The sequence below is a fragment of the Pantoea sp. V106_11 genome (genome assembly GCF_029967885.1).
In the GTDB taxonomy this organism is placed as follows: domain Bacteria; phylum Pseudomonadota; class Gammaproteobacteria; order Enterobacterales; family Enterobacteriaceae; genus Pantoea; species Pantoea ananatis.
The window spans coordinates 1-14,635 of the sequence record NZ_JASCAK010000022.1 but is presented as its reverse complement, the minus strand read 5'-3'; the positions used below and the strand labels follow the sequence as shown (position 1 = coordinate 14,635).

Here is a 14,635-nt window from a genome sequence, read left to right as displayed (position 1 = left end):
ACGGTTCCTCCGATGTCATTTAATATTCATTGCCACCGGCGGTTCGGACAATATAATTTCATATAAAGGTGTATTACCTTCTACTAAGTCTGCCAGCGTGTAGCCATCCAGCTCCTGTAAAAACAGCTGCACGGCGTCATGTAAGGCCTTTTTAAGGCGGCAGGCGGGCGCGATAGAGCAGTTCGAGCAATCCACTAACTGTAGTGGCTCCATTTTGCGTACCACTTCACCTATCACGATGTCCCTGGCGCTCATGCCCAGGCGGATACCACCATTTTTACCACGAATGGCGGAGACGAATCCTGCACGACTAAGCTGATTGATAATTTTGACCATATGATTACGCGATACGCCATAGGTATCGGTGACTTCAGTGATATTGGTCAGCCTGCCTTCCGGCAAGGTGGCCATGTAAATCAGCGCCCGCAGGCCGTAATCGGTAAAACTTGTTAGCTGCACAGTGACCTCAGTCAATCATCCGGTGGCACGTCTATGCTCGCCCGTCCTGCTCTTTATTTCAATGTTGAACTGGCTCTTTCGTATCGAGCTACGATGATAAACCAGACTGTTGACGACCGTGTATTTTTTTCAGCCAGTGAAGGGTTTGACAAGCGAAGGGGCGTTTAGTGGCATCAAATTACATAAAAACAAAGGCCGGACAATGTCCGGCCACAGGATGATTATGCGTTGAAGGGATCGCGCAGAATCATCGTCTCGCTACGGTCTGGACCCGTTGAAATAATATCAATTGGCACACCGGTCACTTCTTCTACACGTTTAATGTAGTCACGCGCGGCCTGGGGCAGGCCTTCCAGCGTTTTCACGCCAAAGGTTGTCTCGCTCCAGCCCGGCAGGGTTTCGTAGATCGGCTCAATGCCTTCCCAGTTTTCCGCTGCCAGCGGCGTGGTGGTGACTTCGCTGCCATCAGGCATGCGGTAAGCCACACAAATTTTCACTTCTTTCAGACCATCCAGCACGTCCAGCTTGGTCATGCAGAAACCGGAGAGCGAGTTAATCTGCACGGCACGACGTACAGCGACCGCATCCAGCCAGCCAGTACGGCGGCGACGGCCTGTTGTGGCGCCAAACTCATTGCCCTGCTTGCACAGGAACTCACCGGTTTCGTCGAATAACTCGGTCGGGAACGGGCCTGCACCGACACGCGTTGAGTAAGCTTTAACGATACCCAGGACGTAATCCACAAAGCGTGGACCAATACCTGACCCCGTCGCCACGCCACCGGCCGTGGTATTTGAGGAGGTCACATAGGGGTAAGTACCGTGGTCAATATCCAGCAGCGTGCCCTGGGCACCTTCGAACATGATCAGATCGCCACGCTTACGCGCAACGTCTAACAGTTCAGAAACGTCAACAACCATGCTGGTGAGGATGTCGGCAACCGCCATCACATCGCTCAGCACTTTGTCGTAGTCAACGGCTTCTTCTTTGTAGTAATGCACCAGCTGGAAGTTATACAGGTCGATCACTTCTTTCAGCTTGGCTGCAAAGGTTTCTTTGTTAAACAGGTCGCTGACGCGCAGTGCACGGCGGGCTACTTTGTCTTCATAAGCAGGACCGATACCGCGACCTGTGGTACCAATGGCTTTTGCACCACGCGCTTTCTCGCGCGCCATATCCATTGCCACATGGTATTGCAGGATCAACGGGCAGGCTTCAGAAATCAGCAGACGTTCGCGTACCGGAATTCCACGCTCTTCCAGGCCTTTCATCTCTTTCATCAGAGCTTCAGGAGAAAGCACCACGCCATTACCAATGATGCTGGTAACGTTGTCACGCAGAATGCCAGAAGGGATTAAGTGGAGGACGGTTTTTTCACCGTTGATGACAAGTGTATGGCCCGCATTGTGGCCGCCTTGATAACGCACAACGTAATTAGCGCGCTCAGTCAGAAGGTCTACAATCTTACCTTTACCTTCGTCACCCCATTGGGTGCCCAGTACGACGACGTTCTTACCCATTTCTCAAAATCACCGATTGCTTAAAAAAGGATTCTACCATCTGATTTTTCGGTTTTCAGCACTTTTAGCATACGATTGCGCGCTTTTTTGCCTGAGTTTTGATCACTACAACATCCAGGGGTAAAATCGAGGCTGAGATACCATTCAGACGGCGAGGCTGAACGCATCAGAGTTCGCCATGCAGACGCAACATACAGTAAATCACCATTCCTGCCACCACCAATCCCCCGCCAAATCGATGTAACAGGCGATCGGGCAATTGTGTCATGCTCAAAATCACACGTCGCCACAGACGTGGCATAAACATTGGCCCCAGGCCTTCCAGCACCAGAACCAACGCCAGTGCCATCCAGATATTCACGTTCATACTGCATCCAAAAAAAAGGCCGACAACATTGTCGGCCTGTTAGTTATATCAGTTCTTAACGCGTGGCGTTAGAAGGCGCCTTCATATAGCGGAAGAAGTCGCTATCCGGGCTCAGCACCATGACGTCCTGATTTTCATTGAAGCTGTTTTCATACGCGCGCAGGCTGCGGATAAAGGCATAGAAATCCGGATCCTGGCTGAATGCGTTGGCAAACAGTTTCGCCGCTTCTGCATCACCATCACCGCGGGTAATCAATGCCTCACGCTGTGCTTCTGCCAGCGTACGGGTGACCTGGTAATCGGCCTGGGCGCGCAGTTTTTCGGCCTCTTCCTGACCCTGCGAACGCTGACTACGTGCAACGGCTTCACGTTCTGCGCGCATACGGTTGAAGATCGCATCCGACACTTCCGTCGGCAGGTTGATCTGTTTGATGCGCACATCTACAACCTGAATCCCTAACGCCGCCATACTGTTTGGATTAGGCGCAGGTTCGCTGCTGTTGGTTTCACGCTCAACCCGCGCGGCTGCACTGGCGATAGCATCATCCGCAGCAGGCGTGGCAACTTCATCGTCACCGCCCGCCGTACCGGTGTTCAATGCATCGCGCACGTCGGTGGTTAAACGGCCTCGTGAATCGGTCACGATGTCTTTAACGTCAAGACGTCCCATCTCTGAACGTAAACGGTCACTGAATTTACGTTTCAGCAGGACTTCGGCCTGAGAAACATCCCCGCCACCGGTCGCCAGGTAGTAACGACTGAAATCGCTGATGCGCCACTTGATGTAAGAGTCCACGATCAGGTCTTTCTTCTCTTTGGTTACAAAGCGATCGGCCTGGTTGTCCATGGTCTGGATACGTGCATCCAGCATCTTAACCGTTTCGATAAACGGAATTTTAAAATGAAGACCCGGCGCAAACACCTGCGGTTTGTTTTCGCTATCGCGTAACACTTTACCAAAGCGCAGAACGATACCGCGCTCGCCTTCCTGAACCACGAACAGCGACGCATAAAAGGCCACCAACGCGATAATGATTAGTACAATTACTGGCTTACGCATTGATTACTCTCTCCCTTCGCGCTGGGTATCGTTGCGCAGAGCATTGGCTCGACGCTGATCCATGATGCTGTCTGGACTGTATGACGACGTGTCATTGCGGCTGGCACTGCGATCGGAAAGCGAGGGCAATGTTGAGCTGCTTTTTTGTCCACTCTTCGCGGATGAAGACTCGCCGCCACGCATCAGTTGATCGAGAGGCAGGACCATCAGATTGTTACCGCGATCGTTCACCAGCACTTTACGTGTATGGCTCAGCACGCGTTCCATGGTCTCGATATACAGACGCTCTTTGGTGATTTCCGGCGCGGCTTTGTACTCAGGCAACAGCTTGGCAAAACGCGCGACTTCACCCTGTGCTTCCAGAACCGTACGCTCTTTATAGGCACGCGCTTCTTCCAGAACACGCTGTGCACGACCGTTAGCACGCGGCTGAACTTCGTTGGCATAGGCTTCGGCTTCACGTACGTACTGCTCACGGTTTTCACGTGCGGCAATCGCATCGTCAAACGCCGACTTCACTTCTTCTGGTGGACGTGCCGCCTGGAAGTTCACGTCGAGAACCGTAATGCCCATATTGTAAGGACGAATGGTTTCGTCGATTTCACGCTGGGTTTCGCTACGCACGACCGTACGACCTTCGGTCAGAATACGATCCATGGTAGAGCGACCAATGACGCCACGCAGGGCGCTGTCGGTTGCCTGACGCAGGCTGTCGTCGGCGCTGGTCACCGCGAATAAATAGCGCTCAGGATCGGTAACGCGATACTGCACGTTCATTTCAACGCGCACGACGTTTTCATCAGAGGTCAGCATCACACCTGATGCCGCCAGTTCGCGAACGGCTTCGACGTTGACCGCACGCACCTGATCGATAAAGGTCGGTTTCCAGTTCAGGCCCGGCTCCACCAGGTGGCTGAACTTACCAAAGCGAGTGACTACGCCCCGCTCGGCTTCTTTTATCGTGTAAAATCCGCTCGCGGCCCAGATGACGACGGCGGCTACGGCGACGATACCAAAGATTTTGCCACTACCACCGGAACTGCGCTGACCGTTATCACCTTTTTTGCCACCACCGAATCCGCCGAGCTTTTTGCTCAGTTTACGGAAGATATCATCCAGATCAGGAGGCCCAGATTCCTTACCTCCCTTATTTCCCCCAGAGTTGCCGCCTTGATTATTGCTGCTTCCCCACGGGTCGCGGTCCTGTCCGTTATTTCCGGGCTGATTCCACGCCATGTCATTACTCCATTTATAGTTTTAGCGGCTTACCCGTTGTATTCCGTATTGTCGCTACGCTGGCTACGCTCATTGCCCTGACCCTTTGCAAAGTCACTGTCAGAGAGCAAACCCCCAACGCCGCACGACAACATAAAATCCTCAGAGTAAGTTCGATTTGGCAATATCAAACAATATAACTGGTCAGCGACGGCTCCTGCTTGCACAAGCGGCGCCAGTCAATCACGGGCATACGCACATGCAACCCTACACAGCCGTCTTCTTCGTTCCACTCTTTTTCAATCGCCTGCAACTGATAGAAGCGGCTGCGTAAGCGACCCGCCTCCGGCGGCAGACGTAAATCATACTGCGCAATTTCACCGGACAACCGCTCGGAAAGCGCCTGCCACAATAAAGGAATGCCGACGCCGGACTGTGCAGAGAGCCACACGCGGACCGGCATATTTTCTTCATCACGGTCGATGCGCGGCTCAAAACCGTCCAGCATGTCGATCTTATTCATGATCAGTAACGTGGGGATTTCATCAGCGTCGATTTCCTCCAACACCTCATTAACCGCGCCGATATTTTCATTAACCCGGACATCGGCGGCATCGATCACGTGCATCAGCAGCGTGGCCTGACGCGTCTCTTGCAGGGTAGCTTTGAAGGCGGCAACCAGATCGTGCGGCAGGTGGCGAATGAAGCCAACGGTATCGGCCAACACCACTTCGCCCACATCAGCGACGTTTAGCCGACGCAGCGTGGGGTCCAGCGTCGCAAACAGCTGGTCCGCGGCATAGACATTGGCAGACGTAATGGCGTTAAAGAGAGTAGATTTACCGGCGTTGGTGTAGCCCACCAGTGAAACAGTCGGGACGTCCGCTTTGGCACGCGCCTGGCGGCCCTGCTCGCGCTGTTTTTCAACACGTTCAAGACGCGACAAAATCTGGCTAATGCGCCCGCGAAGTAAACGGCGGTCAGTTTCTAACTGGGTTTCACCCGGACCACGCAGGCCAATCCCGCCCTTCTGGCGTTCAAGGTGCGTCCAGCCACGTACCAGACGTGTTGCAAGGTGACGCAACTGCGCCAGCTCAACCTGCAATTTACCTTCGTGGGTACGTGCGCGTTGGGCAAAAATATCAAGAATCAAGCCAGTGCGGTCGATAACACGGCACTCGCACAGGCGCTCAAGATTACGTTCCTGAGCGGGCGTTAAAGCATGATCGAAAAGAACGACCGATGCTCCACTTGTTTTTACCGCATCGGCAATTTCAACGGCCTTTCCTTCACCGACAAAATACTTTGGGTGTGGCGCTTTACGACTGCCGGTGACAACCTGCAGTGCTTCAACGCCAGCAGAAGACACCAGGGTTTCGAATTCCTGTAAATCTTCCAGCTCTTTGTCTTGGGAGAACCAGATGTGTACCAGTACGGCCTGCTCACCGGCATCATAACGGTCAAACAAGCTATAACCTCGCTTATATAAAAAGACCAGGATGGAAAACCTGACGCTTTCCGATCCTGGTTAAACGGTGCCGCCTTACTCTGCGTTATCACCGTCTTGTTGTGGCTGCGACTGCGCAGAAGTGCTGCTGCCGCCATGATGGTAATTGTTGCTGCTGCCACCGCCGGTATTGTTGCTATGGTGAGAAACCGGGCGTGAAGGCACGACGGTAGAAATGGCGTGCTTATAAACCATCTGACTTACCGTGTTTTTCAACAAGATCACGAACTGATCAAAGGATTCGATCTGACCTTGCAGCTTAATACCGTTAACCAAATAAATCGAAACCGGAACACGTTCACGACGCAGTGCGTTCAGAAACGGGTCTTGTAATGATTGCCCCTTAGCCATTCTATCTTTTCCTTATATGCTTGTTGTTTGTTGCTTGTAGAACACAGTGGTTCTGAAAAAAACTGCGTAAAAATTTGCGCACGTAACTTGCCAATTGTACACAATCACCCATGCTTCGCACTAACAACCTTCAGTACTGTATCACGCGCTGAGTGAGGTTCATCACTGTCTAGCCAGTGAATATTTTCCCAACCACGTAACCAGGTCATCTGGCGTTTAGCGAGTTGCCGGGTTGCGCAAACTCCCCGATAAACCATTTCGTCGTAATCGATCTCGCCAGCCAAATACGACCACATTTGGCGATAGCCAACACAACGAATGGAAGGCATATCCGTATGCAAATCACCTCGTGCAAACAGGGCCCGAGACTCCGCTTCAAATCCTGACGCCAACATCTGATCAAAACGCAGTGCGATGCGTTGATGCAACAGTTCGCGGTTCGCGGGGGCGATAGCAAACTGATGCACATCGTAGGGTAACGCTTCACCAGAAATTTTTGTCAGTTCCGTTAAAGTTTTACCCGAAATAAAAAAAACTTCCAGTGCTCGCGAAAGTCTCTGCGGATCATTCGGATGAATACGACTGCCTGCGACCGGATCAATTTCGCAAAGTTGACGATGTAAAGCTTCCCAGCCTCTTTCATTCGCCATTTGCTCTATTTTTTGACGAACCTCCGGATCGGCCGAGGGCAGCGGCGACAATCCTTCAAGTAACGCCTTGAAGTAGAGCATAGTTCCACCAACAAGCAACGGAATTCGTCCATGCTGAACGATATCCGCCATTTCTGCTAACGCATCCCGCCGGAACTCTGCCGCCGAATAGGCTTCGGCAGGATCGCGAATGTCCAGCAAACGATGGGGCGCCAGCGCCCGCTCTTCTGCAGAGGGTTTTGCCGTACCGACATCCATCTGACGATAAATCAGAGCCGAATCTACGCTGATAAGCTCTACAGGTAAGTGCTTGCGCAATTCGATCGCTAATGCGGTTTTGCCTGACGCTGTAGGCCCCATCAAAAATATTGCCTTTGGCCGGCCAGCCTGGTTCAGTTCACTCATGCTTCAACGCGTTGACCGCGCTCTCAATCTCAATGGCTTGTACTAAGCCAGAAGGTGGCGATTTCAGTAACTGCGGACAAAGCCTTTCGAGCTCAGCCAGCAAGGTAATCGCCTGGGAGTGATTCCAGTGTTGAGGCTCTGCATCTTCACGTCGCGCCAGCCACTGGGCCAGTTGCGTAGCAGAGTTCTCTTGCTGCCGGGCGAGATAGCCTAACAGTTCAGGAATCAAGATTTGTAAATTTTGTGTTCGTAACGGTAAAGGCACCGCACGCAGGATAATGTGGTCACCCTCAGGGTGTAAATCAATGCCCATCAGGTTGAGCAGGCTGAGATTTTCCTGGGCCGCCTTGCGCTCCGCCGAGGCGATTTTTAACCGCACCGGGATCAAAAGCGGCTGTGATTTCAGCCCACCTTCGGTAGGTTCTAACTGTGCCTGCTTTAACCAGCGGGTTGCCACAGGCAGAGCCATTAGCAGTAACCGCTGGCCCTGCTCAAGCAGAGCATACTGGCCTTCAAGCACGGTTAACACGCGGCCAAAACTGTGGGCGTGAGCCGCCAGAGGTGGCACGGCACTGACCGGCTCTCGTGCCGCAGGCTCGGCACTTTTGGTTGCCGGCGAACTCGCCGGCGTTTTAAGAAGCTGCTGGTAAACCCGGCCTTCGCGTTGGCTGTATCCGGCGTCTTTATTTTGCCAGGCGGGTGCAACCGATGGCCTGGCCGCGTCACCTGTGACAGCCGGCTGGCTGAAATGATTGCCGCCTGCCGCCTGGCGGTTCTCCTGCTGCCAACGCGGAGTGGGTTCTTCAGCCTGTAACGTTGGCAGAACCGGGGAGGCGCTTTCCTGCAGCACGCTCATGACGCCCTGATAGATGAAGTCATGCACCAGACGTGACTGATGAAAACGCACTTCGTGTTTTGCCGGATGCACATTTACATCGACCTGATGCGGATCTATCTCTAAATACAAGACGTAAGCGGGGTGCTGATCATCCTGTAGCTGGCTCTGAAACGCCTGACGTATAGCATGATTGATCAGCTTGTCACGCATCATGCGGCCATTAACATAGCAATACTGAATATCACTCACCTGACGGGAGCCGGACGGATCGGCAACCCAGCCGCGCAATACAAGGTCATCATGTTGCCAGTCTATGCGTAGCGCATGCTGCATGAAGGTCGTCCCGCATATGGCACCCAGCCGACGCTCACGTTGCCCGTCATCATTGACGGCCCGGTACTGACGCATCAGTTTGCCGTTATGGCTTAATGAGATAGCCACGTCAAAGCGCGCCAGCGCGATGCGCCGGATCACTTCATCAATATGCCCGAATTCAGTTTTTTCAGTGCGCATGAATTTGCGCCGGGCTGGCGTGTTGTAAAACAGGTCAAGCACTTCCAGCGTCGATCCACAAGGATGGGCGGCGGGCTTAACAGTAACGTCCATATCGCGCCCTTCAGCATACGCCTGCCAGGCTTCGTTTTGCTCAGCCGTGCGCGATGTCAGGGTCAGACGAGACACTGAGCTGATACTGGCCAGGGCTTCACCGCGAAAGCCCAGGCTCATAATGGCCTCAAGATCGTCCAGCGAAGCAATTTTACTCGTGGCATGCCGAGCCAGCGCCATTGCCAGCTCATTTTTCGCTATACCGCAGCCGTTATCGCGGATGCGAATCAGTTTTGCGCCACCCTTTTCAATTTCCACATCAATGCGCGTCGCCCCGGCATCAAGGCTGTTTTCCACCAGCTCTTTGACGACCGATGCAGGACGCTCAACCACTTCTCCCGCCGCAATTTGGTTTGCGAGTTGCGGCGGCAAAATTTGTATTGGCATGCTGGATATCCTTGTGGCTGACAACCCGGCACGGCGGCCGGGCTAACAATCAGGATGCAGGGATTTTCAGGTTCTGACCCAACATCACGTTGGTGGATTTCAGGTTATTCGCCTGGAGAATCGATTTAGGGCTGACGCCATAATGCGCGGCGATACTGCTCAGCGAGTCTCCCCGCACCACTTTATGCCGCACCGGGCGATGCGCCCCTGAGGAAGCCGGTGCGGTACGGCTGGCCACCGCACTGGCCGGAACTTTCAGCCGCTGCCCCACCCAAACAACATCGCGCTTCAGGGTGTTCATCTGCCGCAGTGTTGCCATGCTCACGCCATATTTTGCCGCGATTCCTGAGAGCGTTTCGCCGCGCGTTACGGTATGCCGCTGAATGGCGCCCGTATACTGCGTCTCTCCGGTCGCCGGATTACTGACTACGCTGACCGCTGGCGACGTAGCCAGCGGCCGGTTTTCCTCCTTTGGGACCGATTGTAGCGGGTGCGCCAGGAAATAAGCGCGCAGTCCTTTATATATCGACTGAGCAATCTTATCCTGGTGTGCGCTACTGCCGAGCAGTCGCTCCTCCGAGGCATTACTAATAAAACCGGTTTCCACCAACAGGGAAGGAATATCCGGCGAACGTAACACGCCAAGACTGGCATGCTCAGGTAAACGCTTGTGTAAAGACGTGACGCCACGCAGCTGCTGAATCACCTTCGTCGCGATGTCATACCCGACGCGCTGCGAGTGACCAAACTGCAAATCGAGCACGGCCTGACTCAGATAGGGATCGGCCTGACTGTTCGCCAGCAGATCGCCTGCTCCGCCTAACAGTTCTGACTGTTTCTCTTTCTGCTCCAGCCAGTTTGCCATCTCACTGTTCGCGCGGCGGTTAGACAATACCCAAACAGAGGCTCCGGTTGCCGCATGGCTGGGTGCCGCATCGGCGTGAATTGACACCAGCACGTTAGCATTCGCTTTGCGCGCAACGTCTGAACGGCCCATTACAGAGATAAAATAGTCGCCGTCACGCGTCAGAACCCCTTTGAACATGGGATCGTCGTTTAACAACACTTTCAGTTTACGCGCAATGGCGATGGTGACGTTTTTCTCTTTAAGTCCGTGCTGGCCTATCGCCCCGGGATCCTGGCCTCCGTGTCCGGCATCAATGGCTACAATAACCGTGTCGTTTCGGCTGGCAACCCCCCCGGGACGGACCGTGCTGTTGGTGTTGGTGACCGTGGTCACCGGGTTAGCATTGAACGGATTACTGGCTGCGGTTTCCCGTGCTCGTGTCGGCGCAGGCTCGGCTGCAACCACGGGCGCGCTGCGCGTAACGGCCGGATGTTTACCCTGTATGGTAAAGACCACGCTGTACTGACTGCCGTTGCGTTGCGTAACGGCGCGGGTTTTTCCAGACTGCGTCAGCTCAAAGACCAGACGTATGCTTTGTTTATCTTTTGGGGTACTGGTACGAATGCGTTTAACGATGTTATCGCCGCTAAACGTCAGGGGTAAGCCTTTGATGACGCCGCTTTGACGAATATCCAGCACCACACGGTCGGGATTGTGTAGCGGAAAGTAGGCATAAACCGGCTGGCCGGAAAAACTCAGCGTAACCGTGGCCTGATTTCCGCCATTCGATACCTGAATATCAGACAGGTTAGCGGCAAACAGGGGGCCGGTAATCAGTAGCAATCCTGCCACAACGAGCATTTTCATCCATGTCATCATGCCCGGGCCCTGCCTTGTTCGATCTGATCAACCCAGCGCTGCCCCTGAGCGGAGTGCGCAACCAGCTCGGCTTGCCGCGCTTCATCGACATAACGGAGCGTCAACGCCACGTCCGGCGGGGGCAAAATACCGGCGCCCTGCTGGGGCCACTCAACCAGACAAACCGCGTCGTTCGTGAAGTAGTCACGAATGCCCATAAACTCCAGCTCTTCCGGATCGGCAAGGCGGTAGAGATCGAAATGATAAACGGAACGCCCTTCAAGAACATAAGGCTCGACGAGGGTGTAGGTAGGGCTTTTCACATTGCCCGGATGACCGGATGCCTGCAAGAAACCGCGGCTGAAGGTGGTCTTTCCTGCGCCGAGGTCGCCATAAAGATAGATCACCGCCGCATTGCCACAGGCCTGCGCCAGTTGAGCACCCAGTTCGAGTGTTGCCGCCTCATTGGGCAAAGATATAACACAGCTCTTCATGCTTCTTGATTCATCTCTGGATTAACAAACTGCCACAGCAGATCAAATAAGTCTGATGCCAGCATGCCGCGCGTGCCCCGCTGCTCAGCCAACGTATCAGCGGCAGCACCGTGAGCAACACAACCTGCACAGGCAGCATCAAACAGCGCCAATTTTTGTCCCATTAACGAGGCAATAATACCGGTGAGCACATCACCCATACCGCCCGATGCCATCCCGGCATTACCCACATCGGCAAACGCCATTTGCCCGTTTTCACTGGCGATAATCGTGCCCGCACCTTTTAATACGGCAACGCCACCATAACGTTTCGCCAGCTCTCGTGCGGCTTGTAAGCGGTCACTCTCAATTTCGCTGGTCTTAACACCCAGTAAACGAGCAGCTTCACCCGGATGCGGCGTTATAATGCGATTCTGACGTTTCTCAGCGCTTATTGCCAGCAAGTTAAGCGCATCTGCATCCCAAAGCATGGGCTTTTCAGTACTTTTAACCTTTTCGAGCGCCTTTTTGCCCCATTCCCGCTGTCCCAGCCCCGGACCGATGGCGATGACGTCCGCCCATTCCAGCGCATCAGCCAGTCCCGCGTCCGTGAGCACATCCACCATAATTTCCGGGCGCGCGGTGAGGATAGGAATAATATTGTCTTTGTGAGTAAGCACTCGCACCAAACCACTTCCCGTTCGTAGCGCGGCTTCTGCCGACATCCGCACGGCACCGGCGGTGCCGCTGTCACCGCCTATCACCAACAAACGCCCCTGTTCGCCTTTGTGGGACGTTGCTTTACGCGTTTTCAGCCAGTGGGATAAAAAACGGGCATCGTAGCGCGCCATAGGCGGCGACTGCGCTGACAGAAAGCTTTGCAGTCCCAGGTCGGCAAAGTAAAGCGACCCAATACAGTCCCGCGCCTTGCCGGTAAGCTGTCCGGGCTTCAGCGCAATAACGCTCAACGTATGCGTGGCATTGATAACCTCTCCCGGTGTGTTGCCTGTCGCTGCAGACAGACCAGAGGGGAGGTCAATCGCCATGACCGGCGCGTCATGTGCGTTTACCTGAGTTATCAGGGTGGAAACAGGTTCGGCGGGCGCCCGGCTGATGCCTGTTCCCAGTAACGCATCGACGATAATATCGACCTTTTCAGGCCAGGCCACGTCGGGCGCATGGATCACCCCACCCGCTTCAAGCCAGCTGTTTCTGGCGGCCTCTGCTTCGTCGGGCAGCGGCTTATCGCTATCACAGGCCAGAAGCGTCACCTCTTTGCCTGCAGCCTGCGCCAGACGGGCAACCACATAACCATCGCCTCCGTTATTGCCATGACCGCACAGCACCAGCCAGTGCTCTGCATCCGGCCAGTGGACAGTTATATGCTCATAGGCGGCCTGTCCTGCCCTTAACATCAGCTCGTAGAGCGAGATACCCAGTGCATCGGCACCCTCACGCTCAAGTTGTGCCAGTGCCTGCGCAGGCCAGACAGAGTGTGGTAAACTGCTGCCGTTTCTCTTCGAATTCTGGTTAGTCATGTCATACCCTCTCGATCTTGATCAACTCGCTCAACACATTAAAAAGTGGGGACGCGATCTCGGCTTTCAGCAGGTCGGTATTACCGACACCGATCTCAGCGCTGAAGAACCGCGTCTGCAGGCATGGCTGGACAAACAGTACCATGGCGAGATGGAATGGATGGCCCGCCATGGAATGATGCGTGCGCGTCCCCATGAGCTGTTACCCGGTACGCTGCGGGTGATCAGCGTGCGCATGAATTATCTTCCTGCCAAAGCCGCTTTCGCCAGTACGCTGAAAAACCCACAGTTAGGTTATGTCAGCCGCTATGCGCTGGGCCGTGATTATCACAAAGTATTGCGCAATCGCCTGAAAAAGCTCGGAGAAATGATTCAGGCCCACTGTGGCGAAAGCCAGTTTCGTCCGTTTGTCGATTCTGCCCCACTGCTTGAACGCCCTCTGGCAGAGAAAGCCGGATTGGGCTGGACCGGCAAACACTCGTTGATCCTGAACCGCGAAGCGGGCTCATGGTTTTTCCTGGGGGAATTGCTGATCGACCTGCCTCTGCCGATAGATTCCCCACAGGAAGAGCAGTGTGGACGCTGCGTGGCCTGCATGACGATTTGCCCGACAGGCGCTATTGTGGCGCCCTACACGGTGGATGCCCGCCGCTGCATTTCCTACCTGACGATTGAGCTCGAAGGCGCCATCCCCGAAGCGCTGCGGCCCCTGATGGGGAACCGCATTTATGGCTGTGACGACTGCCAGCTCATCTGTCCCTGGAACCGCTATGGGCAACTGACTGACGAAGCGGATTTTTCACCCCGCGCAGCGCTGCATGCGCCAGCGTTAACCGCCCTGTTTCAGTGGGATGAAGCGAAATTCCTGCGTATTACCGAAGGCTCTCCCATCCGCCGAATTGGTTATCAGCGCTGGTCACGCAATATTGCGGTGGCGCTGGGGAATGCCCCGTGGAGCGCAGAGATCCTCCCCATACTCGAACAGCGGCTGGGGGAAAGTGATTTACTGGACGAACATATTCAGTGGGCCATTGCGCAGCAACAGGATAAGCGAAAGCACGTAGAGATTGACGTACAGCCAGCACAGCAAAAAAGGCTCGTCAGGGTAATAGAGAAGGGATTGCCGCGTGATGCCTGATTGCGCAACGATGCACAGGAAACAGATTTCCACATCCTGTGAATAAAAATAAAAACACCTTGTCATTCAATCGTAATAACACAAGTGACAGAATCAAATAACATAATGAAATATTATTATTTCTTTAACCATCAATAGGTTAAATAAAATTTGTGTTATTTTGCAAATGCGTCTAGCGTTTGGCTTAATCCCTATATCTGTGGATAACTCTGTTTAAAAGAGTTTTACAGAACGGCAAAAAAGCATGAACAGTCATCTGTCCTGCTGTGGATAACTCTGACTGTAGTACTAAAGATCATCATCCAGCCTGGCAGGCTGCGACAAAGAAAGTGACAAAACTGGAGCGGGAAACGAGACTCGAACTCGCGACCCCGACCTTGGCAAGGTCGTGCTCTACCAACTGAGCTATTCCCGCA

General features: G+C 54.0%; 13 protein-coding genes and 1 tRNA gene. 1 reads left to right on the top strand and 13 read right to left on the bottom strand.

All coding sequences use genetic code 11. The features are described 5' to 3' along the window. Window positions 1-15: 15 nt before the first annotated feature. The 12 genes from nsrR to nnr form a co-directional block, all read right to left on the bottom strand. Window positions 16-459 (bottom strand): nitric oxide-sensing transcriptional repressor NsrR, encoded by a 444-nt coding sequence (gene nsrR, locus QLG08_RS05130; protein ID WP_014604899.1) that lies wholly within the window; start codon window positions 457-459, stop codon window positions 16-18. A 221-nt stretch (window positions 460-680) separates the two neighbouring features. Then, window positions 681-1,979 (bottom strand): adenylosuccinate synthase, encoded by a 1,299-nt coding sequence (locus tag QLG08_RS05125; protein ID WP_013027399.1) that lies wholly within the window; start codon window positions 1,977-1,979, stop codon window positions 681-683. Window positions 1,980-2,145: 166 nt separating this feature from the next. Further along, window positions 2,146-2,346, bottom strand: a complete 201-nt coding sequence (locus QLG08_RS05120) for a DUF2065 domain-containing protein (protein WP_013027400.1) — start codon at window positions 2,344-2,346, stop codon at window positions 2,146-2,148. Window positions 2,347-2,401: 55 nt separating this feature from the next. Beyond that, on the bottom strand, window positions 2,402-3,406 hold the full coding sequence (hflC, locus tag QLG08_RS05115; RefSeq protein WP_013027401.1) for a protease modulator HflC: 1,005 nt from the start codon (window positions 3,404-3,406) through the stop codon (window positions 2,402-2,404). A gap of 3 nt (window positions 3,407-3,409) precedes the next feature. Then, complete coding sequence (gene hflK / locus QLG08_RS05110) at window positions 3,410-4,642, bottom strand: FtsH protease activity modulator HflK (protein WP_013027402.1); 1,233 nt, start codon at window positions 4,640-4,642, stop codon at window positions 3,410-3,412. 166 nt (window positions 4,643-4,808) lie between these two features. After that, window positions 4,809-6,089: a ribosome rescue GTPase HflX gene (hflX, locus tag QLG08_RS05105; protein ID WP_013027403.1), complete on the bottom strand. Its 1,281-nt coding sequence runs from the start codon at window positions 6,087-6,089 to the stop codon at window positions 4,809-4,811. Window positions 6,090-6,164: 75 nt separating this feature from the next. After that, complete coding sequence (hfq, locus tag QLG08_RS05100; protein WP_013027404.1) at window positions 6,165-6,479, bottom strand: RNA chaperone Hfq; 315 nt, start codon at window positions 6,477-6,479, stop codon at window positions 6,165-6,167. Between the two features lie 104 nt (window positions 6,480-6,583). Next, complete coding sequence (gene miaA, locus QLG08_RS05095) at window positions 6,584-7,534, bottom strand: tRNA (adenosine(37)-N6)-dimethylallyltransferase MiaA (RefSeq protein ID WP_015699418.1); 951 nt, start codon at window positions 7,532-7,534, stop codon at window positions 6,584-6,586. Beyond that, window positions 7,527-9,365 (bottom strand): DNA mismatch repair endonuclease MutL, encoded by a 1,839-nt coding sequence (gene mutL, locus QLG08_RS05090; protein WP_014594725.1) that lies wholly within the window; start codon window positions 9,363-9,365, stop codon window positions 7,527-7,529. The genes miaA and mutL overlap by 8 nt, the downstream gene beginning before the upstream one ends. Before the next feature lie 49 nt (window positions 9,366-9,414). Continuing rightward, a complete protein-coding gene (gene amiB / locus QLG08_RS05085; RefSeq protein ID WP_013027407.1) occupies window positions 9,415-11,091 on the bottom strand; it encodes an N-acetylmuramoyl-L-alanine amidase AmiB in 1,677 nt (558 codons plus the stop codon). Continuing rightward, the gene (gene tsaE, locus QLG08_RS05080) at window positions 11,088-11,564 is read right to left on the bottom strand and encodes a tRNA (adenosine(37)-N6)-threonylcarbamoyltransferase complex ATPase subunit type 1 TsaE (protein ID WP_013027408.1); all 477 of its coding nucleotides are present in this window, start codon (window positions 11,562-11,564) and stop codon (window positions 11,088-11,090) included. Before tsaE ends, amiB begins: the two co-directional genes overlap by 4 nt. Continuing rightward, window positions 11,561-13,081, bottom strand: coding sequence for a bifunctional ADP-dependent NAD(P)H-hydrate dehydratase/NAD(P)H-hydrate epimerase (gene nnr / locus QLG08_RS05075; protein WP_241533717.1), 1,521 nt, complete (start codon window positions 13,079-13,081; stop codon window positions 11,561-11,563). The genes tsaE and nnr overlap by 4 nt, the downstream gene beginning before the upstream one ends. On the opposite strand from nnr, the gene queG reads away from it, so the two are divergent. Next, a complete protein-coding gene (gene queG, locus QLG08_RS05070; RefSeq protein ID WP_282472825.1) occupies window positions 13,080-14,219 on the top strand; it encodes a tRNA epoxyqueuosine(34) reductase QueG in 1,140 nt (379 codons plus the stop codon). The genes nnr and queG overlap by 2 nt on opposite strands. Before the next feature lie 339 nt (window positions 14,220-14,558). Here the strand turns inward: queG and QLG08_RS05065 are convergent. Then, window positions 14,559-14,634, bottom strand: a tRNA-Gly gene (locus QLG08_RS05065). Window position 14,635 lies beyond the last annotated feature (1 nt).

Excerpts from the sequence above, each read along its gene's own strand:
- mutL (WP_014594725.1), bottom strand. The coding sequence starts at position 9,365 with ATGCCAATACAAATTTTGCCGCCGCAACTCGCAAACCAAATTGCGGCG.
- tsaE (WP_013027408.1), bottom strand. The coding sequence starts at position 11,564 with ATGAAGAGCTGTGTTATATCTTTGCCCAATGAGGCGGCAACACTCGAA.
- QLG08_RS05125 (WP_013027399.1), bottom strand. The coding sequence starts at position 1,979 with ATGGGTAAGAACGTCGTCGTACTGGGCACCCAATGGGGTGACGAAGGT.
- queG (WP_282472825.1), top strand. The coding sequence starts at position 13,080 with ATGTCATACCCTCTCGATCTTGATCAACTCGCTCAACACATTAAAAAG.
- miaA (WP_015699418.1), bottom strand. The coding sequence starts at position 7,534 with ATGAGTGAACTGAACCAGGCTGGCCGGCCAAAGGCAATATTTTTGATG.
- nnr (WP_241533717.1), bottom strand. The coding sequence starts at position 13,081 with ATGACTAACCAGAATTCGAAGAGAAACGGCAGCAGTTTACCACACTCT.
- hfq (WP_013027404.1), bottom strand. The coding sequence starts at position 6,479 with ATGGCTAAGGGGCAATCATTACAAGACCCGTTTCTGAACGCACTGCGT.
- hflC (WP_013027401.1), bottom strand. The coding sequence starts at position 3,406 with ATGCGTAAGCCAGTAATTGTACTAATCATTATCGCGTTGGTGGCCTTT.
- QLG08_RS05120 (WP_013027400.1), bottom strand. The coding sequence starts at position 2,346 with ATGAACGTGAATATCTGGATGGCACTGGCGTTGGTTCTGGTGCTGGAA.
- hflK (WP_013027402.1), bottom strand. The coding sequence starts at position 4,642 with ATGGCGTGGAATCAGCCCGGAAATAACGGACAGGACCGCGACCCGTGG.
- amiB (WP_013027407.1), bottom strand. The coding sequence starts at position 11,091 with ATGATGACATGGATGAAAATGCTCGTTGTGGCAGGATTGCTACTGATT.